Genomic DNA, 21,079 nt, shown 5'->3' on the forward strand with positions numbered 1-21,079 from the left:
GTCAGTGGGAAGTCGGGTTCGATTGGGAAACACGGAGCATCGAGGCCGGCGCGCCCGGCTTGAACGCCATCTGCCCGCTGCCCGAAACAAACGGACTGAACGTCGAGACCATCGACGCCACACGCCGCCCCGCGATCGAGCGCTCCACGTGCGCCTGCACCTCCGGGTAGCTCTTCACCCGCCCCCCACGCACCGCCGTCGTCAAATCACTGCACCACATCCGGAACCGGTTCTCCGCCGCCCGCGCCGCCTCCGGTGTTCCTAGTAGATCCCCGAAGGCCCCCTCGTCCAGGTAACGCTTGTACGCCAGCGTTCCCTCCAGCTCCAGATCCTGCGGCGTCATCCTCTCCAGCGAGGCCTCCCGCTTCCCGCGGCTGCCTGGCGAAAGGTGGTCCAGCACCCGCTCCATCTCCGCGTCCCGCCCCCGCGGCTGCGTCCTCAGTAGCGCCGTCCGCGTGTCATTGAAACTCCGCGCGTAAACCTCCCGGCCCACCTCCGGATCCAGGAACTTTTCATAGAGCGAACCCACCGCACTCCACGTGCCCGATACCGCCCCCGCCGGCAGCGGCCGGCCCCGCGCCGCCTTGTACTCCGCCAGCGCCCGCACATCCGCCTCCGGCATTACCGCCGCCACCCCCGGCCAATCCACCGCCTTGCCACTCCCATCCATCGCCGCCTTCACCTCGTTGAAACGATCCGTCCGCAGCTCCTCCCCGCGGATCCCCGCCTTCTCCAGCAGATCCCGCCGCGTGTCATCGTCCAGCGGCATGTGGTGCTGGTAAAGCCCGTCCGCCCCCTTCGCCTCCAACTCCCGCGCCACCCCCCGCGGATCATGCATCAACCGCTCCTCCAGCGTCTCCCGCGCCGTCGTCCGCTCATAGCCCGCCCTCAGCCGCGCCTGTTGCTCCGCATCGATCAACCTCGCCGCCGTCGCACGGCCCATCGCCGCATCGAACCCCGCCCGATCCCGGTGGCGCGTCGCGTTCTCCATCTCCGTCGCCAGCGATCGCACCGACTCCTGATGCACCGAGCGGCTGATCGCCGCCGCGTTGTCCACCCGCATCCGGTGCGCGAAATCCTGGTGCCGCAGCTCCAGCTCCTGCCGCACCACCGGCGTCAGCTCCGATGACTGCACCGCCGCCAGCGCCCCATCCAGAAACTCACCCATCCGCCTCGTCCGGCTCGCCGGATCCGGATCCGCCGCGTTCTCCGCCCGCACCCGCGCCGCCCCATCCTGCCACTCGTTCAGCACCCGGCTCTGGTCCCCCGCGTTCTTCACCTCCTGCACGTTCTCCGCCAGCTTCCGAAATGGCTTGCCCAGGCTCGCGATCCCCTCCGCCAGCTCCCCCAGCGCCGCCCCCGGTGCCCGCGCCGCCGCCGCGCTCATCGGCGCCATCTTCAAGTGTGTTCCTTGCAACTGGGGCGGCACCAGCGCCGCATCGAGTCTCACTGGCATGATCGTTTCAGAAAAATGTTAGAAGTTCGAAAAATCAAAAAGGGCAGGGGCCCTCCTCCGCGTGGCCGCGGGACCGGACGACGGAGGAGGGGAATGCGAGCCCATCGCGCATCACGCCTCATCATCTCTCGGGGACTCCTGCTCCACAGCCTCCCCCGTCACCCGGTCCCACCGCCTCAGCCCATCCGCTTCGTCCTACCCGAATACAACCCGAACGTGTCCGGCATCGTCTTCCTGTACACCGCCTCATCATACTGCGAGATCACCGAGCCCACGCCCTTCACCCCCGTCGCGATCGCCCCGATCGTCGCCGCGCTCTTCTGCTGCTGGCCCTCCCAAAGTCCCATCGCCCCCTGCTGGCGCATCGCCATCGCCTCCAGGTTCGCCTCCCGCACCATGTCCTGGATCCCCAGCTCGAAGTTCGCCGAAGACTCCCCCAGGATCGTCAGCGGCGTCCCCTCCGTGCTCAGGGCCCCGCTGTTCGCCAGCTGCACCCGCACCTGACCCATTGCCTGCTCGTTCTGCTCCCGCTGGCGCTTCACCTGCTCCGCCACCTCCAGCTCCCGGTTCCGCGCCTCCTGCTGCGCCAGCGCATTGTTATACTCCGCCGCCCGCTGCGCCGCCTCCCCCTGCTGGACCTGCCCGTAGGCCGAAAGTCCCGCGCTGATCGCCGTCGTCGCCAGCGCAATTGCCGTAAGTGCTGCCATAATGATGCGTTCTAAAAATTCAAAAATCCGAAATCTTAAATGTGAGATCTGAAGTCTGAAATCCGAGATTTGAAATTTGAAATATCAGATCAGAAATATGAGATCTGAAATCTCTTCCTCTTCCCCTGGACTCTGGATTGCCCTTCGGGCCATGCCAGTCAGCGGCTTCGCCGTTCATCTAGCAGGTCGCTAGCGCTCCCGCCGCATTCTGGATTCTGGGCCTAGCCCTCTTCTCTTACTTCTTCCGTCTTCCCGTCTTCCGTCTGGAGCGAAGCGACATGATGAATCATCCCCCGGTCCATCACCTCGAACTCATGCCGCTGTAGTACTTTCGAAAGCGACTCCTGCCGGCACGTCCCCAGCATCGCCCCGTATCCCAGCGCCCTCGCCTCCGCCTTCAGGAACGCGATCACATGGCCCAGCCCCGTCATCACCTCCCGCGGTCTGGCATCCGGGTCCGCCACCAGCCACTCCAGCATCGCCACCCCCGTGCTGTTGTCCAGGTAGCACCAGCCCGCCGCCACCGGCCGACCGCCCACCTCCGCCATCACCCCCAGCGCCGGCAACATCGCCACCGGCACCGCCTGCCAACCATGCCCCCGCCACCACCCCGCCACCAGTGGATGGTCCGCCTCCTTCTCGATCAACCTCACGCGGAACCCGGATGCCATGCGAAAAAAATGCCACCGCCAGCGCAGGGGAGTAAGTGAACACATGGCCAATGTGCGAAATCCAAAGCACCAAATCCAAAACCAAGAACCAGATCCCCACCCATCCACCCGGCCCTCTTCCTCTTCGTTTCGGATTTTGAATTTGGGAGCCGGTGCTTGCTCTAACAGGAAGCTTGAACCCTCCGGCCCCGCGAACCACCCTCCCATCATGAACCACACCGCCTACCAACGCCTGATCATCGCCTATCATGGCTGTGATGCCGGAGTGGCGGACGAGGTCTTCAATGGAGGATCCCTCAAACCGAGTGAGAATCAATACGACTGGCTGGGAAGGGGAATCTACTTCTGGGAGCACGGTCCCACACGCGCTCTCGAATGGGCAGTCGAACAAAAAAGAAGGAGGCGGTTGAAAACACCCGCCGTGGTGGGAGCGCTGATTCAGCTGGGCAGTTGTTTCGATCTTCTGGACGTCCATTTCACCCGGGCGCTGGAACGTGGCTACCAATGGATGGATTCCATCCATCGGCTGAGTGGGAAGCCTTTGCCTCTAAACCTCCCCGCCAGGGAAGAGGATGGCGACCAACTCCTCCGGCATTTGGATTGCGCGGTGGTCAATTGGACTATCGAGACATTGGAACTCGATGACCCCTCCGTCAGATTCCAATCCGTCCGCGGTGTTTTCCAAGAGGGGCAGGAGGCTTTTCCAGGATCGATGATCCGGAGCAAATCCCACATCCAGATCGCCGTCAGGGATCCCGCCTGCATTGTGGGCTATTTCAGGCCGGTTTCCTGACCCGGATGCTACACGCTTGCCGAATTGCCGGTGAACAGGTAGTGTTCCGCCATGAGTCCAGTGCGCCCCTTTGTCCCCTACAACCCATTGGAAGCGTGGGATCGGGTGGAAGCGCGCCTCGAAAAAATGACCGATGAGGAAAAGATCCAGACCCTCATCGACGCGGGCATCCTGACCCAGGACCGCCAGCTCGCCGAACCCTACAGGACCGGCAAGAGACCGAAACCAGCCACCGTACGGAAAGTGGCCGCCAAGTCCGCGAAAAAGCCTATCGCGAAGCCGACGAAAGAGGCAGGCCCGAAGTGAGCCTGCTTCTTCATCTTCGTTTCGGATTTTGGATTTAGGATTTAGTGCTTCGAAGCTACGCTTCGCACACCTCCCAATCCACCACCGCGCTCCGCAGCGTGAACGGCACCGGCTCCTCGTGCACCACCTGGAATGCCACATCCCGCGAATGCCCCGGCCACAGCGCCGCCTCCAGCCACCCGCTGAAAAGCGGACCCGCCCCCGGATACACCACCGGCTGCGCCTCCGGCACATTCTCCGCCGGCACATACCCCAGCGTCCCGCCCGCCGATTGGTAAACATCCAGCCGCAGCCGGTGCGCCCGCTTCATCCGCCCGTGCGTCGTCCCCGCCTCCGCCTGCACATCCAGCGGCAGCGTCGTCAGCGCCGATGTCAGCCAGAATCCGATCACCAGCCACGGCCGGGACTTCCCGTCATCCGGCAGCGTCACATGCCCGCCCGTCATCTCCAGCCGGTAAGTCAGCCCGCCCGCGTTCACCGAGAGCGTCGGCCCCGTGCTGAACTGCGGATACCCGGATAGATCGATCGTCCTGTTCAGCGGATTCGCGCTGTTGTTGTACAGCACCCCGCAGTCCACGTGCCAGGCCTGCGTCACGTTCCCCGCCTCCTGCACCGCCTGCTGCCCCGCCACCAGCTTCTCCAGGTGCAGCTCATTGTAGCGCAGCACCACCGTGAAAACCTCGTCATCCCCGCCCTCGCTCCGCAGCACGCACACGCTCAGGAATTGCCCCACCGTCAGGTGCCGCGCCCACGCCGCCACCTTCTCCGCCCGGTTGTAGGTGAACGACACCATCTGTCCGTTCCCCAGCACCGCCCACAACGTCGGCTCCCGGCTCTGCTGCCACGCCATCTGCAGCACCCCCGTGTCCGTGATATGCTCCGCCAGCCGCGTCAGATCCGCCGCCTCGTAGGACTGGCTCTCCATCACGTACGCCAGCTCCCGTAGCCGTCGCCTCTGGCGCTCCATGAAAAGCACGCTGTTGCCCGCCGTCAGCGGCGGAAGTTTCCCCGAGCCATACCGCGAATACTCCCGCACCAGCAGCGTCCCCGGTGAAATCGGATTGTCCGTCGTCTCCGAGCCGAACACCCACTCCCCGCCGCTCGTCCCCACGAACAACCGCCGCTGCGACGCCAGCCACCGGATGTCATCCTGCCGGTTCGCCGCCAGCGTCACCTGGATCCCGTCGTCCGCCACCGTCCCCGTCTCGAAATCCAACAGATCGTCCGTCTTCGACATCCACAGTGACATCGGCTCCCGCGTCGTCCCCCCGTAAACCAGCCGCCGCTCATGCACCGCCACCGCCACCGGATACCCCTGCCGCGGCGAAAACGCCCCCTCGCTCCACACCTCCGTCTCGCACGTCTCCACCGGCGTCACCGTCTCCGCCACCGCGTGCATCCCGTCCGTCACCTTCGTCACCCGCACCAGCCCCCGGATGAACGGCTCCTCGGATGACAATACCGCCTTCGGCTTGTTCGTGTAGCTGTTCGTCTCCTCGTCCCACGTCAGACGCAGCAGCACCCGCGAATCCTCCTCACCCGCCTGCGACACATTCCGGTCCCCGCCCGAGGAAAAACTCCGCACCGCCGTCCACGTCGCCCCCCGGTCCTTGCTCCGCTCCACCACCCACTTCCCGTACCACGTCCCATACGTGATGACCGACCACTTCCCCTGCACCACCAGCGGGATCGACGACTTCCCGTCATTCGCATGGCTCGCCTCCAGCGAAACCTCGAACCCCGAAACCTCCCGCTTCTTCGAAATCCGCAACACCGCCCCCACGTGGTCCTCCGTGAAATAGTTCCAATTCGCCACCAGGGTCACCGCCTGACCCACCACCGACGAATGATCCAGGAAATCCCGCTTCCAATACGTCTGCCACGCAGCCCCCGTCCCCGGCTTGTTGCTCGCCGCATACGCCAGGTGCGGCACCACGCACACATACAGATCCGTCCCCACCGACACACGGTCGCCCACCTGGTACGTCACGAAGCCCGGTGAATCCGCCCACGCCGGAGGCGTCGCCGTTCCATCCGTGAAGCTCGTCTTCAGCGTCCGCTTCTCCTCCGTGTTCTCCGTCAGCAGCGGCGGCATTGAAAACGGCACCGGCTCCAGCGTCCACACCGTGTCGCTCGCCCGAGTCAACCGCAGCGGCTCCACACCCGCCGCCACCACGAACGCCACGTCGTTCACCTGGATCATCTGCAGCTCCAGTGGCGCCGGGATGCTCAGGTCATACCGCCAGCACGTCTGCCACCCCGATCCCGTCCCGGGCGCGTTCGTCCCCGTCACCGGCACATGCTCCGCCACACACCGCCACACCACCCCGCTGCGCTCCACCACATCATGGCGCTTGTATCCCGCCACCGATGACGACCACGCCGCCGGTGTCACCACCTGCCCCTGGTAATCGTAGCGCGTGATCGCCGTCACCACCGCCGCCTGGCTCCCATCCTGCTGCCGGAACACATGCACCCGGCTTCGTCCCGCCGCATCCAGCGCGAACACCACCACGTAGCGGCTCCCGTCACTTGCCTGGAATGCCTGCGCATTCACCTTCCCGGCCTCCTTGCCCGCCACGATCGAGCCCGTGTTCAGCCACCGCGTCCCCGGCCGCTTCCGCACCCCTCCATACGGCAGCGGCACGAAATTCTCCAGCCCCGCCAACCCGCTCGCATGCCGGTCCACGTCCGTCCGGTGCACCAGATACGGCGTCACCTCACCACTATTGAATGCCAGGAAACTGCTATGCATAAAAATGAAATGACTAATTCCTAAACCCTAATGACTAAATGAAGACCCCGGACCTCGACCGTTGCAGGGCAGGGGATCTCCTCCCGAAATCACCAACGACCCTCCTGAATCCCAACGCCTCCGATCCACCCATCCAGCCCTCTTCCATTAGTCATTAGGATTTAGTCATTAGTCATTGGCTCTTCGCTCTAGCGGAACCGGCTCCTCACCAACCCACTCTGCCCCACCATATGCGAAGTGCCGAAATTCTCCCCGCTCCGCGTCTCACGCGCGTCCGCCAGCTTCGCCTCCGGTAGCGCCAGCCGCTCCAGCCCCTGCTGCATCTGCTGCGCCAGCCCCGCGTTCTGCGTCACATCCAGCGCGATCTCATGCGCCAGCGCGTAGCTCATCGCCTGCACGAAAAGCCCGTCCCACTTCCCCATCTCCACCGCGTTCGAAACATACACGATCGACGGCCCCTCGCTCCCGTTCACCAGCAGCGACCTCCCCTCGATCGCAAAATCGTTCACCGCCTCGTCCACCGTCGCCCCCGCCACCCGCGTGAACCTCACCAGATCCACCGGCAGCGTCCACGCCGCCTCCCACTCCGCCTGCGGACTACTGGAAACATCGTACGCATAAGCCGCCGTCCAATACGTCAGCCGGCTCGCCCCCGCCACCGGCTCCGCCACCGCCACGCTTCCCGCGTGCCCCAGCACGCACCGGAAATTGCTCCCGTCCTTCGACGCCACATCCCCCGGAGCATACACCGCCGTCCCGCTCCACGCCGCCCCCTGCGGCACATACGTCTTCCGCGCCAGCGCGAAATTCCAATGATGCCGCCTCAGCAGATCATCCCGCACCACATTGAAATGCAGCGCGCAGCTCCTCGCCTCCGGAGTCGTGTCCGCATCCACATCCACCACCCGCCGCGCCCCCAGTCGCGAAAGCGCCAGATTCGAAATCTCCGTCTTTGTCATCGTAAGTAGCACAAGCATTCCTGCTTGTGAGTCAGCCCGGCCCCATTACCGGAAACGCCCGCTGCCATCACCCGCCCCCCCTAACTAGGCCTCCCTGGCTGGGAGTAGGGACATTCCTGTCCCGTTCTTAAAAATCCCATCCATCACTCATGGCTGGGAGTAGGGATATTGCCTCCGGCCATGCCAGTCACCGCTCCGCGCGCTGCTGGACCTTCCGCATTCCTATCCCGTTCTTCCTCTTCGTTTAGGATTTTGGATTTAGTGCTTCGGATTTGAATCCCCTCCACACCACCCGCCCGCGGAAAAATCCACGGGCGGGCAGGGGAGTCATGTATCACACACCTACACCCGGGAAAATCAGCCCTTCACCCGGTACGCGATCGTCACCACCAGCTTCGTGCCCCCTGGCACCGAAGTCACCGTGCCCAGCGTCGCGATCATCCGCACCGGGTCCGTCAGCCGCGCCGGTGTCACCGCCGCGGACGCCAGACCGTTGGATGAAAAGGTCGCCGCCGCGTTGCCCGTCATCGACACCTTGCCGAAACGGTTCGACGTGCCCGCATCGCCGATGTCCAGCACCAGCGTGCCGCTCACCGCACCCGTCACATGCGAAAGCTGCGGCACCACCACCGCTCCCGCCGGTAGATCCACCAACTGCAGCGTGTCACCCGCCGCCGGAACCACCGGGGTCGATCCACCCACCCCCGCGGTCACCACCGCCGTCGCATACAGCAAGTGACCCGCCAGGTCATCCCCATCGCGCACCCCCGCCGACTGCATCTGCGCCGCCGCCTCCTGCTTCGTCACCAAATCCGATTTATAATTGTTCGGCATATTTCTCTAATGTCTGAAATTTGAAATGTGAAATCTGAGATCCCAAATCCACCCACCCCCATCCCTCCACCTCTTCCTCTTCTCTGGACTCTGGCTTCTGGAATCTGGACTCTCGCCGAAGGCGCTTAAACCTTCGCCGCGATCTCCACCACCTTCTCCTCCTCCATGCGCGTCGCCCCGATCGCATACTGCGTCAGGAACTGCACCGCGTTCGAAACCTGCGGCAGCCGGTCGATCGTCGTCTGCATCTCCTGCCACACGTCGAACTGCAGGCCGTCCGTCACCCACACATACGCGTAGTCCACCCCGCTGCCCTTCAGGCCCGGTCGCGTCGACACCGTCCAATCGATCCCCAGGAACGACTTGATCCGCCCCTGGTCATCCAGCACCGGCGGCAGGAAATCCCGCGAAAACAAACGCGAGCCGCTCGCACTGTTCGCATCGATGCGCAGATACTCCTCGCACCGCGGCGTCATCACCCCGTGCAGCTTCATCCCGCTCGATGCCACATCGTCGTTCCACGCCTCCGTCTCCGTCAGGATCCGCAGCGCCGCGATGATCTTCTCCACCTGCAGCGACGTATCCGTGCCGCCGCCACTGTAGGCATAGTTCTTCGCCACCTTCTGCGTGGTCGGCAGGATCGTCCCCGTCAGCCCCTGCGCCCCCGTGTACGAAGTGCCGCCCAGCGCCGCGATGATCACATCATCGCAATCCCGCGCGAACGCCCCCGCGTGCGCCAGCGTGTGCGCCCCGCTCGGAGACACCGTCGGCAGCAGCCCGATCGCGTCCCACTTGCTCTCGCCCGTCGTCACCTGGAACTGGCTCGGACTCACCCACCGCTTCGCCGTCGGCAGATCCTTCAGCGCCGTGTGCTTGTATCGCTGGCCCGTCACGTTCTCCGAACTGACGATCCCCGTGTAATTGTGGCTCTTTCGCTCGCCCGTGCAACCCGTCTCCACCATGCACCGCTCGCGCAGCCGGGAAATCTTCTGTTGGGCGATCGATTTCCAGTTCGTGCTGAACTGGGTCGTGAAATGGTCTGGTACGGTCAAATCCGCGCTCATCGTCTTCTCTTCGTCTTTCTAGGAATCGGTTTTCTCCATCATGTCACCGGCTCCGATTGTCCGCCCGCGCGGGTCGTCACCTCCGGGTCATGCCCCCGTATGGCCGCCGCCTGCTACCAGGGGTCCCGTAAATGGGATTCTCCCCAGCCCTCACGGCCCCGCCACCATCCCACCCCGCCACCCCCACCGCCATGTAACACCTGGCCAAACCCACCCATCACCCCCATGAGTCTTATCGATCCCATGGGTCCTATGGGTCCTATGGGTCCTATGGGTCCTATGGGTCCTATCCACCTCTCCCCCCAAAAAAGAAGCCGTCCCCATCCCGGAGCGGCCCCTTCCACCAGCCACGGCCCACGCCGCGCCTCATCCTCTTCGTTTAGAATTTAGTGCTTCGGATTTAGTGCTTCATCCCACCCGTCCCGGCTGCGCCCGTCCCCATCGCATCCGGCTCCGCCGCGGCGTCCTCCCCCACACCCGCCACGCCTCCCGCGCGCTCTTCAAAAACCTCCACCCCGCGTATCCCAGCAGTGCGTAAAGCAGCGCCCACTTCAGCTTGTGCTTGAAAACGAATACCGGCAGCGAGCCCGGCATCGTCTCCGGCGGCACCCGCGGATCCGACACATTCCCGCCGCAGAACTCCCAATGATCCGCATAATCCCCGTCCAGCACCTCCTCCAGATACTCCCGTCGCTCCACCTCCTCCACCGGCGTCGCCGCGATCATCCGCTTCACCACCCGCCTCACCCGCCAATCGTCGCTGTTCGCCTCCAGGAAATGCGCCTTCCGCCACCACCCATGGAAGCCGCTTTCCGCCACCACATACGGAATCACCCCCTGCTCATACCAATCCAGCCACCGCCCCAGGAACTCCACATACTCCGCCGGCGGCAGCACCTCGCACGCCTGCGCCAGCACCCACGCATTCCCCATCCGGCCCCACTCCTTGGAATCCGTCCGCTCCGGAATCTCCTCCGGATGATCCATCATCCACCGCCAGTGTTCCCCCACATAATTCAAAAACACCCCCTCATCCACTCCCCGGATCACCACGCTCCCATCCCCCTCGAACACCCGGCTCTCCCGGAACCCCGCCTCGATCTCCCCCGGCAGCCCCGCCCGCGCCTCCAGCACCAATCCCGAAAACACCAGCGCCAGCACCATCGCTCTCATCTCTCCCTCCCATACACCCCACCTCCTCTTGATCTTCCAGCCCCACCTCCATCTTCACCCATATTTCACAAACGCCTCTCCCCCCAAAAAAGAAGCCGCCCCCATCCCGGAGCGGCCCCTTCCACCAGCCACGGCCCACGCCGCGCCTCTTCCTCTTCGTTTAAGATTTAGTGCTTAGGATTTAGTGCTTAAATCCTAGTGCTTTCTTCCAACAGGTTGCTCACCTGCAACATCGCATCCCGGTCCCCGTTCCGGTAACGCATCCCCCACACCGGATCCCGCCCCGCCATGATCTCCTCCGCCTGCTGGCGCGGGCTCAGCGCGTTCCCATGCCCCGCCGGCGCCCGCACCGCGTCCTCCGACGTCATCCGCGCCACCTGCAACATCATCTTCGCGAACGCCGGCATGTTCGCCAGTTCCTGCACCACCGGATCCTCCGGCCCGATCCCCGCCGCCTGCGCCAGCTTCGCCGTATAGTGCCGCGCCATCGACGAATTCGCCTCGAACTCCCCGCGCCACTCCCGCACCAGCGCATCCTGCGCCTCCCGCTGCCGCTGCGCCTGCCCGTCCACCAGCGCCTGCACCTGCTCCCCCTGCAGCTTCGAATACTCCGCCACCAGCGCCGCAAACCCCGGCCCCGGCAAATGATGCGCGTGCGCCACCTGCGCCATCCGCTCATACACCGCCCGGTCCTTCTCCGTCGCCAGCTCCGGCACCTTCAGCCCGTAGGCCGCCGCCGTCCCCTCCTTCGGCACCTTCGCCAGCGCCTGGAACCGCGCCACCTCCTCCGGCGTGCTCTGCTCCCCCGGATAAGCCGGCCCCGTCGACCTCAAATGCAGGTAGCTCTTCGCCAGCCCCGCCACATTCTTGAAAGTCCCCAACTGCGCCGCATGCGGGGCAAACTCCTCGCCCAACGCCGCGTGCCAGTTCTTCGAAAAACTCCCATCCGCCTGAAAGGGCGGGGGACCTACTGCCTCCGTCGTAGTCGTGTGTTCGCTCATGGAAAAAATAACCTCTAACCTCTAACCTCTAACCTCTAACCTCTAACCTCTAACCTCTAACCTCTAACCTCTAACCTCTAACCTCTAACCTCTAACCTCTAACCTCTAACCTCTAACCCCCGGCCCCTTCACCGGCTCATCCGCCGCCGTCCGCAGCCGGTCATGGATCTCATCCACCACCGACTTCCGCCCGTCCCGGATCGCCGCCGCCAGTGGATCGTATGGATGCCCCTCCGGCGGCCGCATGAAACTCGGCCTCCCGTAGCCCGTGCTCCGCTCCAGATCCGCCAGCACCAGTCTGCCCGCCTCCCCCGTGAAACACTCCCGGTAAGCCGCCAGAATCTTCGTCCGCGCCTGTTGAATCTCGTCCGCCTTCTTCATCCTTCGTCTCTCTTCCCCCATAGGTCCTATAAGACCCATAGGACCTATGCGTCCTATTCTTCAAAGCCCACCCCAGGCTCCCCCTTCTTCCTGAAAACTGAAAACTGAAAACCAGCAAACTCATCCCCCCATCACTCTCCCCAGCCCCTCGATCCCCTCCGCTCCCCCCAGATCCTTCACCGCCCCCGCCGCCTCCCGCGCCTGCGCCATCTGCTGTGCCTGCGCCCGCGCCGCCCGCAGCTTCTCCACCTCCTTCGCCGGCCGGATGAACTCCTCCGGCAGCCCCTTCGCCCGGAAAAGCGCCGGACCCACCCGGTCCACATCGATGAAATCCACCACCGCCGGATCCTGCGCCATGAACGGCTGCAACACCGACAAACAATCCCGCAAGTTCCCCAGATGCGATTGCTCCAGCGCCAGCGCCATCGAACTCACGAACTCCACCGCCGGATCCCCCACATACGCCCCCAGCTCATCCCGCATCACCACCGCAGCCGGCGGAGCAGGAAACTCACCCTGGCGCAGCAAAATCGAAAACGCCCGCCGCAACAACGGCACCAGGAACTCCCGCGTCAACCCCGCGAAGATCGGATGGAACAACTCCCGCGACTCCGTCACGATCGCCTGCACCTCCGTCGCCGTCGCATCATGCTGCAGTTGGCTGATCGAATTGAACAACGGCACAAAGAACGCCTCGTTGATCGCCTGCCGCTTGTCCCGCACCCGGTCCTTCCCCACATCGTAGCGCCCCTGCGTCAACCACTCCCGCGGAGCCTCGCCCGCCTGCGGATCATAGCACGTCAGCCCCAGCGCCCGGAAATCCACATCCCCCTTCAGGGATGCCCCGTACAGCACCCGCGGAAACACCGCCACCTCCGCCGCCGTGTCCAGCATCTGCTCCAGGAAATTCGCCTGCACCGCCTCCGGCAGCGCCAGATACGATGGCGCCCACCCATACGGCGCATCCCCCCACAACTCCCACCGCGACACCGCGCACGGAAACTCCTCGTAACCACCCTCCGCCAGCACCGTCTGCGTCTCCGGCAGCCAATGCACCGAAGCGAACGCCTTGTTCGCCCCATCCACCTTCCGCGGATCCCGGTCCAGCCGCCTGTACACCGCCTGCCGCACCGTCACCGGCTGATGCCCCTTCGCCGCATCCCGCGCTCTTCGGCGAATCTCCGCCGGACACGTCTCCGGAAACTTCTCCACCAACTGCCGCGGCGTCAGCGTGTAACTCCGGTGCAGCGTCTCCACCTCATCGTTCGCATTCTGCGCAACCGAGTAGCTCCCCACCGCGAACGACCGGAAATGCAGCCCCTTCCCGTGCTGCCCGCCCGTCACCTCCGTCGCCGCCGTCCCGAACGCCCCGCGATCCAGGAAATGCTCGTGCGCCCGCGCGTAGAAATTCGAAGCATAAAGCTTCGCCGCCAGCACCTCCGAACACCGCTGGTACCACGCCGCCGCCTCCGGCTTCACCGGAAGCTCCGCCGGAGGCTTGCACACGAACCACCGCGCCCCCATCGGCGTGATCCTCGCGAACTGCCCGTTCGCCAGCGTCCGGTTCGCCCGCGCCGCCGTCCCATCGAACGCCTCCGCCACCTTCCTTCGATCCGGTACGGCACCCATCGTAGACGATCGCCGTGTCACCATTCCCCGCCGCGGATGCACCACATCCGCCAGCTCCTGCCACAGGGAATCCCACGGCGCGCGCTGCCCATCCAGCACCCCCGCCTCCGCCGTCAACTGCTTCGCCAGCTCCTTGCTCATCCGGTTTCTGCTCTGATCAACCCAGCGTCTCCTTCGTCCCCTCCGGCCCCGGCAGCAGCCCGCCCGGCCTCAGGATCGTCTTCGAAAAATCATAACGGTTCCTCTCCCGCCGCTTCGCCTCCAGCTCCGCCTGCGCCTTGTCGGCGCCGGTGCTCTGGACAGGGGGTGGGGGAGGGGGCGGCGGAGGAGGAGTCTTGCCTGACATCTGGCCACCACCATCCCATCCCCACCGCCCCCCGCGCCACTGAACACCTGGCCAACCCTAACTGGGAGTAGGGACATTCTTGTCCCGTTCTTCTTCTTCTTCTTCTTCTTCTTCCTCCCGTAGCCGCGTTCGTGAGAACGTGGGCAGGGAACACCCCCGCCCACCCCCGCACATCCAGTCCGCCGATGAGTGGCCGGTGGTCAGTGAACCGAACGAAAGAACCACTGAGCCACCTCTTCCTCTCGACTCTTCGTTTCGAATTTCGTGCTTAGAATTTCGTGCTTTCACTCCCATGCCCCTCCCATCCCTCTCCCACAAGCGCCTCGAGCACTCCCGCCACCTCCTCTGGCTCGCCCTCCTCCTCGCCCTCGCCGGAGAAATCCTCCCCTGGCGCGTCGATCCCTACCACACCGGCACCGGGGAGGACATCTTCCGCCATCACCTCCGGCTGCTTCACCACAGCCTGCTCCTCCTCGCCAGCAGCCGCTGGAATCTCTCCAACTTCATCGGCCTCGTCTTGCTCCTCTGGAACCTCATGACCCTCGTCCTTCTCCTCTCCTCCCCCTGGCTCATCTCCTTCCACCGGCGTGCCCGTCCCATCCTCTGGCTCGTCCGTCTCCTCGCCCTCGGCTCCGCCGCCTACGGCACCTTGGAGTGGAGCTTCTCCGGGGCTGTCTTCCTCGATGCCGGCTCCGGCCTTGTCGCCCACGCCATCGCCTGCTGGCTCCTCCTCCTCGGCCTCCTCGCCATCCCACCCGCGGAACCCCATTCCTCCTAGCGGGGAGTAGCGACATTGCCTCCGGCCATGCCAGTCACCGCTTCGCGGGCTGTTGGACCTTCCGCACTCCTGTCCCGTTCTTCTCTTCCTCTCCCCCCGGCCCCTCGGACCACCCGTCCCCGGGGCCGTCCTCCATAGCTCCTATTCATCCTATCGGACCTATTGGTCCCATCTCTCCCGTCAGCCCCCGAGCAGGGCAGGGGAGGAGTTGAGGCTTCAGCCGAGGAAGGTCTTCAGAGGGAGGCGCAGTCCCCCGACCCACCATCGCTCCACCCACGCCCACCTACTCCTCCTCCTGTAGCCGCGTTCGTGAGAACGTGGGCGGGGCAGACCCGCGAACGCCCTCGCACCCCCAGTCCGCCGATGAGCGGCCAGGATTCAGGAGCTGAGGGCCAGGAAGAGAAAGAACCAAAGCAGCCCTCTTCCTCCGGACTCCGGACTCTGGACTCTGGACTCTGGACTCTGGACTCTGGACTCTGGACTCTGGACTCTGGATTCTGGATTCTGGATTCTGGATTCCCCCTCGCCAAACCCTCAACTCCCCGCCATATCCCCCGCGGCACCCATCCATCTCTTCGTCTCGGATTTCGTGCATGGAATTCAGTGCTTTCCCATCTCATGTTCCGCCCCTTCACCCTCGCCGCCTTCACCACCCCGCGCCGCTAGATCGCCCGCCGGGACCGCGAGCGTCCCGGCTCGCCCTCTTCCTCTTTTTCTTCTCCTTCATCATGCTCCCAGCTTTCCTCCTCACCGCTGCCCTCGCCGCCACCGCCGCCCTCCACGCCGCCCCCGTCTTCCAGCCCATCCAGGGCTTTCCCGCTGGCCCCTCGGATCCCGTCGGTGCTCCCGTTTTCGACACGGCCGGCAATCTCTACGGCGTCACCAAAGGCGGCGGCTGCAATCTCTGCGGGGCAGTCTTCCGCATGCCTCCCGGCGGGCCGGTATCCCGTCTCGCCGACATCCCTGCTGGTTCCGACATCGCCCTTGCGGGACTCACCCGTGGAGCCGATGGGAACTTCTACGGCATCCTGGGTGATGCCTCCGCCACCTCCACCACATCCGGTCAGTTTTTCCGCGTCACCGCCGCCGGGGATTTCACCCTCTTCGCCAGCTTTTCCGGAACCGGCCGTCCCTATCCTGTCTCCCGCCTTCTCGAGAGCGCGGACAGCAATGGAATCGAAGCCCGCTTCCACGGCCTCGCGCGTGATCCCGGCAGCTCCGATGGCATCTTCTACCGCGTCACCAGCCAAGGCACCCTCACCCCCCTCGCGGTCATCCCGCACGACGATGGCCTCGTTATCGGAGATCTCGTCACAGGTCCGGATGGTGACTACTACGGCGTCCTCGCGGCCTCCGCCACCGTCCCCGCGAGCCTCTACCGCATCACCCCCACCGGTGTCCGCACCACCATCTGCACCTTTGCGCCCCGCCTGACTCCCACCACACCCGTGCTCGGCCGGGATGGGAATTTCTACCTCACCCTCGCGGGGGAAACGGGAGCCGTGGTTCGGGTCACTCCCTCCGGCACTGTCGCCACCCTTTACGCCTTTCCAGTGAATTCCTCCTTGGGCTGGTTCCCTGGGCCGCTCGCATGCGGACCGGATGGCGGTCTCTACGGCGCGTGCCCTTCTGATGACTGGTATTTGCAAGGTATCCTCTACCGTGTCGGCTTCTCAGGAATCTTCACCAGACTTCACGCCTTCGGAACGCTAGGAAAGGGAGCCTATCCTGCCGGCGCTCTCACTCTCGGTCGTGATGGCTTCCTCTACGGCACCACCTCCAATGTTGATTCCCTTGGCGGCGAAGGCACCGTTTTCAAGCTTTCCCCCATCGCCGGGTTCGCCTCGCTTGGCACGCTGGGAGCCACCACCCCGTGCATGCCCGCAGGGGGCGTCGCCCAGGACAGTGCCGGAAATCTCGTCGTTCTCGCGGCCTCAGGTGGTGCCGAGGGGCGTGGCGGCATCGTTCGCATCTCACCCGCTGGTGAGCTCACTCCGGTTGCCGATTTCGGCCGGGCCTTCGGCTCACAGCCTGAATCCGGCCCGGTCACCGGTCCGGATGGCCATGTTTACCTCACCACTTCCAACGGTGCCGCCAATGGAATTGGTGCCTTCATCCGCGTTCTCTCCAGTGGCCGCGCATCCATCGTGAAACCCTTCCGCTACTCCAAGGAAGGCTACTTCCCCGGCGAACTCCACCTCGCCACCGATGGCTCATTCTACACCATCGGCATTGTGGAGATCCCCGATTGGGCCACCCCCGCCGTCCTCCGCATCACCACCTCCGGCCGTGTCACCCCTGTGGCCGCCTTTGATCCCGAGTCCATCCCAAACCCCGTCTACTCCCTCGTCCAAACCCCGGATGGTCTCCTCCGCGGTGTCATCTCCGGCGATCCCTTCAGCCAGGAGCCCGGCTCCCTCTTCCACGTCACCCCCGCCACCGGGTCACCTCTCGTCAGCGATCTCTCCCTGGTCGTCCCCGGAGGCATCAACCTCTACCCTTACTCCGGTCTTGCCGCCGCCGCTGATGGCACCCTCTACGGCCCCGCTTGCAAGGACTCCCTGACCCCCGATTCCATCTACCGCATCCGCCCCGGCCAAGCTCCCGAAGTCCTCGCTGACTCCTTTCCCCTCGGCACCAGCCCGGACTACAAGCTCGTTCTCGCCCCGGATGGCTTCCTCTACGGTGTCTCCCGTAGCGGTGGCACCCACGACTCCGGAGCCCTCTTCCGCGTCACCCCCGGCGGCGATCTCAGCCTCCTCCACAGCTTCTCCGGTCCCGATGGCATCCACCCCTCCGGCTCCCTCCATCTCGGAGCCGATGGCCACCTCTATGGTGCCACCGAGCTCGGCGGCACCACTTCCGATGGCCACCCCGCTGCCGGTGGCCAGCTTTTCCGCCTCCACCTCGGTGCCTTCGCCGTCATCGGCCAGCCTACCGACCTCACCTGGAATGGAGCCACCCTCCACGGCACCGTCGATCCCTCCGGCACCGACACCACCGTCACCTTCCAATACGCCACCGAGCCCACCTTCCGCCGCCCCCTCACCGTCTCCGCCGGCACCATCCCGGCAGGGCAGGGGAGCACCCCCGTCACCGCCACCCTCACCGGCCTCCAGGCCCGCCGCACCTACTACGTCCGCCTGATCACCACCAACGCCGAAAACCCCGTCCCCCAGGCCAGCGCCACCATCGCCCTCACCACCCCGCGCCGCTAAATCACCCGCCGGGACCGCGAGCGTCCCGGCTCGCCCTCTTCCTCTTCCCTTTGAAATCTCAAATCTGAAATTTCAAATCCCATCCCCGCCCGCCTCTCCCTCTTGTAGCCGCGTTCGTGAGAACGTGGGCGGAGAAGATTCGCGAACTCCCTCGCACGCCCGGTCCGCCTTTGAGTGACCCGTTGCCAGTGGCCCGTGGTCAGTGAAGAGAGCGAAAAAACCAGAGAAGCCCTCTTCCTCTTCGTTTCGAATTTCGTGCTTTCCCCTCCCATGTTCCGCCCTCTCCTCGCCGCCCTCGCCACCACCACCGCCGCCCTCCACGCCGCCCCTGTCTTCCAGCCCATCCAGGGCTTTGAAAACCCGCTGGCCCGGCCCGTGGGCGCCATGGCCTTCGATCCGGAAGGAAACCTCTACGGCTTCGCCACGGTGGGCGGGACCCATGGCGATGGCGGATTCTTCCGCATGGCTCCGGGCGGTCCGGTGAAAGCCTTCGCCGATCCCTGGTGGTCGTCCTACGGAGACCTCTTCCGCTCCGGGCCCACCGGCGGGCTCGTGCGGGCGGCGGATGGAAATTTCTACGGCATCATCCCGCAGGGCGGCTTCGCCGCCTGGGGGCTCATCGCGCGCCTCAGCCCCACCGGGGAACTCACCTCGGTCGTGGACTTCTACGGCACCGGCGCGCAGTTCCCCTCCGGCACCCTCGTCCCCGGGCAGGATGGCAGCCTCTACGGGGTCGCGCAGACCTCGGATGGCCGTGCCTCCGTCCTCTACCGCCTCACCCTCGCCGGAGACTTCACCACCATCCGGCTGGCCGGTGGCATCGCCCGGGATTTCCTCGTCGCCGCACCCGCTGGCGGCTTCTACGCCCACGGGTACGACCCGTACTCGAATGGGACGAAGATCGTCCATCTCGCCCAGGATGGCACCATCACCCCGGTCGGCACCATCCCGTGGGAAACCGGTTCCCCGTATCCCTCCTACATCTACACCATCTCGCCGCTCGTCCCCGGGCCGGATGGCGCGCTGTACGGCATCGCTCGTACTTCCGGATACCGCGGCTCCGTTGCTCTCGTCTTCCGCCTGGCCCTGGACGGCACCTTCACCCCGCTCCAATTCCTCGGCGGATGGTACGGCGACATCGACCCCCTGCAGCCCCTGACCCGCGGGGCTGATGGCCTCCTCTACGGCATCACCTCCAAGGTCATCTTCCGCCTCAATTCCTCCGGCCAGTTCATCGCGTTGCGCCAGCTCAACCAGGCCGATGGCCTCACCCCCTCCGGCCCCCTGGCTCTCGCGCCCGATGGCTCGCTCCACGGCACCCTCGTCGATGCCGGCACCTCGAACACCTTCTTCCGCCTCACCCCCGACCTCGCCTTCCAGACCCTCGGCAGCCTCGCGGAAACCCCCATCACCGCCCCGCGCACCGGCCTCGTCCAGGACGGTGCCGGAAACTTCTACGGCACCACCACCGCCGGCGGAAAACACGGCAGCGGCATCCTCTACCGCATCTCCACCGCCGGAGTCATCACCCCCGTGCGCGATCGCGAGCAAGGCGTGTCCGGCAGCCTCGCCACCGGCCGGGATGGCAATGTCTACGGCCTCGAAGACCGCCACTCCCCCTACGGCGATGTCGTCGACTTCGGCCAGTTCCACCGCATCACCCCGGACGGCACCTTCACCGTCCTCAATGACTACTCATCCTCCGGTATCGCCGCCTGCTGGAACCTCGTCCCCACCCGGGATGGCGATTTCCGCACCCTCGCCTGGGACAGCTTCGAGGCCGGTGCCCAGGCCCGCATCCTCCGCTTCAGCCCGTCCCGCCGGATGACCCCCGGCCGCACCTCCAGCGGTCCGGTCATCACCGACACCGGCACCCTCGGCCTCATGCCCGATGGCTCCTTCATCTCCGTCCTTGCCAATCCCGGCCGCCCCCTCCGCCTGTGCCAGGGCAGCTCCGCCACCGGCATGGCGATCGGCCCCGATCTCACCCTGCCCGGCGGTGCCTACCTCTATCCACCCAGCACCGGAGCTGGAGCCCCCCCGCCGCCGCCCGTCATCGCTCCGGATGGCACCCTCTACGGACTCGGCACCGACCTCCCATCCAGCTACCGCACCATCCTCTACAAGATCCCACCCGGCGGCACCCCCACCATCCTCGTCGATCGATTCCAGGAGCCATACACCCAGCGATTCTTCACCCCCTCCTGCCTCACCCTCGCGAAAAACGGATGCCTCTACGGCACCTCCCAAGCCGGTGGGCGCGCCTTCTCCGGCAGCGTCTTCCAAATCACCCCCTCAGGCACCCTGAGCATCATCCATCAATTCGATGCCTACGATGATGCCGGTGGCGCCTACCCATCCCCCGCGCTGCTCTCCGCCGCGGATGGCCACCTCTACGGCACCACCACCGCCGGCGGTTCCACCCCGGATGGCAAGCGCACCGGCGGCGGCGAATTCTACCGCATCTGGCTCGGTGCCCCCTCCCAGGCCGATGACCCCACCGCCATCACCTGGAATGCCGCCACCCTCCACGGTACCGTCGAACCCGGCGCACACCCCACCACCGTCTCCTTCCAATACGGCATCGATCCCGACCTGAAACGCCCCCTCACCGTCAAGGCCGGCACCATTCCGGCAGGGCAGGGGAGCGCCGAAGTCACCGCCCCCGTCACCCGCCTCCTGCCCGGCCGCACCTACTACGTCCGCCTCATCACCCTGAACGCGGAAAACCCCGTCCCCCAGGCCAGCGAGATCCACACCTTCACCACCCCGAAACGGCCCACCCTGCGCGAGCTCCTCGGCCTCGGCGGCTGAAAGCAAGGGAGTTGAGGCTTCAGCCGAGGAAGGTCTTCAGAGGGGGGCTGAGTCCCCTGAGCTTCCTCCGCTCCACCCACACCCATCCCTCCACCTCTTCCCTTTGAAATCTCGAATCTGAAATTTCAAATCCCACTCTCGTTCTTCTTCATCTTCTTCTTCCGGATTGCCCTCCGGGCCATGCCAGCCAGCGG

Annotated in this window: 17 protein-coding genes; 5 read left to right on the plus strand and 12 right to left on the minus strand. The window is 65.1% G+C overall.

Features of this window, described 5'->3' with window-relative positions; translation table 11 throughout:
• Position 1: 1 nt before the first annotated feature.
• From llg_RS13345 to llg_RS13355, 3 genes are all read right to left on the minus strand, one after another.
• The gene (locus llg_RS13345; protein ID WP_338285168.1) at positions 2–1,456 is read right to left on the minus strand and encodes a hypothetical protein; all 1,455 of its coding nucleotides are present in this window, start codon (positions 1,454–1,456) and stop codon (positions 2–4) included.
• Positions 1,457–1,632: 176 nt separating this feature from the next.
• Complete coding sequence (locus llg_RS13350; protein WP_338285169.1) at positions 1,633–2,163, minus strand: hypothetical protein; 531 nt, start codon at positions 2,161–2,163, stop codon at positions 1,633–1,635.
• Positions 2,164–2,384: 221 nt separating this feature from the next.
• Complete coding sequence (locus tag llg_RS13355) at positions 2,385–2,834, minus strand: hypothetical protein (protein ID WP_338285170.1); 450 nt, start codon at positions 2,832–2,834, stop codon at positions 2,385–2,387.
• Between the two features lie 208 nt (positions 2,835–3,042).
• Between llg_RS13355 and llg_RS13360 the strand changes: the two genes are divergently transcribed.
• Both llg_RS13360 and llg_RS13365 read left to right on the plus strand, forming a co-directional pair.
• Positions 3,043–3,627 (plus strand): hypothetical protein, encoded by a 585-nt coding sequence (locus llg_RS13360; RefSeq protein ID WP_338285171.1) that lies wholly within the window; start codon positions 3,043–3,045, stop codon positions 3,625–3,627.
• Positions 3,628–3,678: 51 nt separating this feature from the next.
• Positions 3,679–3,933, plus strand: coding sequence for a hypothetical protein (locus tag llg_RS13365; protein ID WP_338285172.1), 255 nt, complete (start codon positions 3,679–3,681; stop codon positions 3,931–3,933).
• Between the two features lie 55 nt (positions 3,934–3,988).
• Here the strand turns inward: llg_RS13365 and llg_RS13370 are convergent, their stop codons facing one another.
• The 9 genes from llg_RS13370 to llg_RS13410 all read right to left on the minus strand — a co-directional run bounded on the left by llg_RS13370 (position 3,989) and on the right by llg_RS13410 (position 14,075).
• Entirely contained in the window at positions 3,989–6,688 is a 2,700-nt protein-coding gene (locus llg_RS13370) for a hypothetical protein (protein ID WP_338285173.1), read from the minus strand.
• Between the two features lie 188 nt (positions 6,689–6,876).
• On the minus strand, positions 6,877–7,647 hold the full coding sequence (locus tag llg_RS13375; protein ID WP_338285174.1) for a hypothetical protein: 771 nt from the start codon (positions 7,645–7,647) through the stop codon (positions 6,877–6,879).
• A gap of 357 nt (positions 7,648–8,004) precedes the next feature.
• Positions 8,005–8,481, minus strand: coding sequence for a hypothetical protein (locus tag llg_RS13380; protein WP_338285175.1), 477 nt, complete (start codon positions 8,479–8,481; stop codon positions 8,005–8,007).
• Positions 8,482–8,606: 125 nt separating this feature from the next.
• Positions 8,607–9,545: a phage capsid protein gene (locus llg_RS13385; protein ID WP_338285176.1), complete on the minus strand. Its 939-nt coding sequence runs from the start codon at positions 9,543–9,545 to the stop codon at positions 8,607–8,609.
• A 408-nt stretch (positions 9,546–9,953) separates the two neighbouring features.
• Complete coding sequence (locus llg_RS13390) at positions 9,954–10,718, minus strand: hypothetical protein (protein ID WP_338285177.1); 765 nt, start codon at positions 10,716–10,718, stop codon at positions 9,954–9,956.
• 188 nt (positions 10,719–10,906) lie between these two features.
• On the minus strand, positions 10,907–11,719 hold the full coding sequence (locus llg_RS13395) for a hypothetical protein (protein WP_338285178.1): 813 nt from the start codon (positions 11,717–11,719) through the stop codon (positions 10,907–10,909).
• A 105-nt stretch (positions 11,720–11,824) separates the two neighbouring features.
• Entirely contained in the window at positions 11,825–12,100 is a 276-nt protein-coding gene (locus llg_RS13400; RefSeq protein ID WP_338285179.1) for a hypothetical protein, read from the minus strand.
• A gap of 120 nt (positions 12,101–12,220) precedes the next feature.
• The gene (locus tag llg_RS13405) at positions 12,221–13,870 is read right to left on the minus strand and encodes a portal protein (protein WP_338285180.1); all 1,650 of its coding nucleotides are present in this window, start codon (positions 13,868–13,870) and stop codon (positions 12,221–12,223) included.
• A 16-nt stretch (positions 13,871–13,886) separates the two neighbouring features.
• Entirely contained in the window at positions 13,887–14,075 is a 189-nt protein-coding gene (locus tag llg_RS13410; protein WP_338285181.1) for a hypothetical protein, read from the minus strand.
• Positions 14,076–14,367: 292 nt separating this feature from the next.
• Here llg_RS13410 and llg_RS13415 point away from each other — a divergent pair, with 292 nt between their 5' ends.
• The 3 genes from llg_RS13415 to llg_RS13425 all read left to right on the plus strand — a co-directional run bounded on the left by llg_RS13415 (position 14,368) and on the right by llg_RS13425 (position 20,885).
• The gene (locus tag llg_RS13415) at positions 14,368–14,853 is read left to right on the plus strand and encodes a hypothetical protein (protein WP_338285182.1); all 486 of its coding nucleotides are present in this window, start codon (positions 14,368–14,370) and stop codon (positions 14,851–14,853) included.
• 728 nt (positions 14,854–15,581) lie between these two features.
• Positions 15,582–18,071, plus strand: a complete 2,490-nt coding sequence (locus llg_RS13420) for a choice-of-anchor tandem repeat GloVer-containing protein (RefSeq protein ID WP_338285183.1) — start codon at positions 15,582–15,584, stop codon at positions 18,069–18,071.
• Between the two features lie 270 nt (positions 18,072–18,341).
• Entirely contained in the window at positions 18,342–20,885 is a 2,544-nt protein-coding gene (locus tag llg_RS13425) for a choice-of-anchor tandem repeat GloVer-containing protein (RefSeq protein WP_338285184.1), read from the plus strand.
• The last annotated feature ends 194 nt before the right edge of the window (positions 20,886–21,079 follow it).

Origin of the sequence: Luteolibacter sp. LG18, from assembly GCF_036322585.1 — a bacterium.
Classification (GTDB): Bacteria; Verrucomicrobiota; Verrucomicrobiia; order Verrucomicrobiales; family Akkermansiaceae; genus Luteolibacter.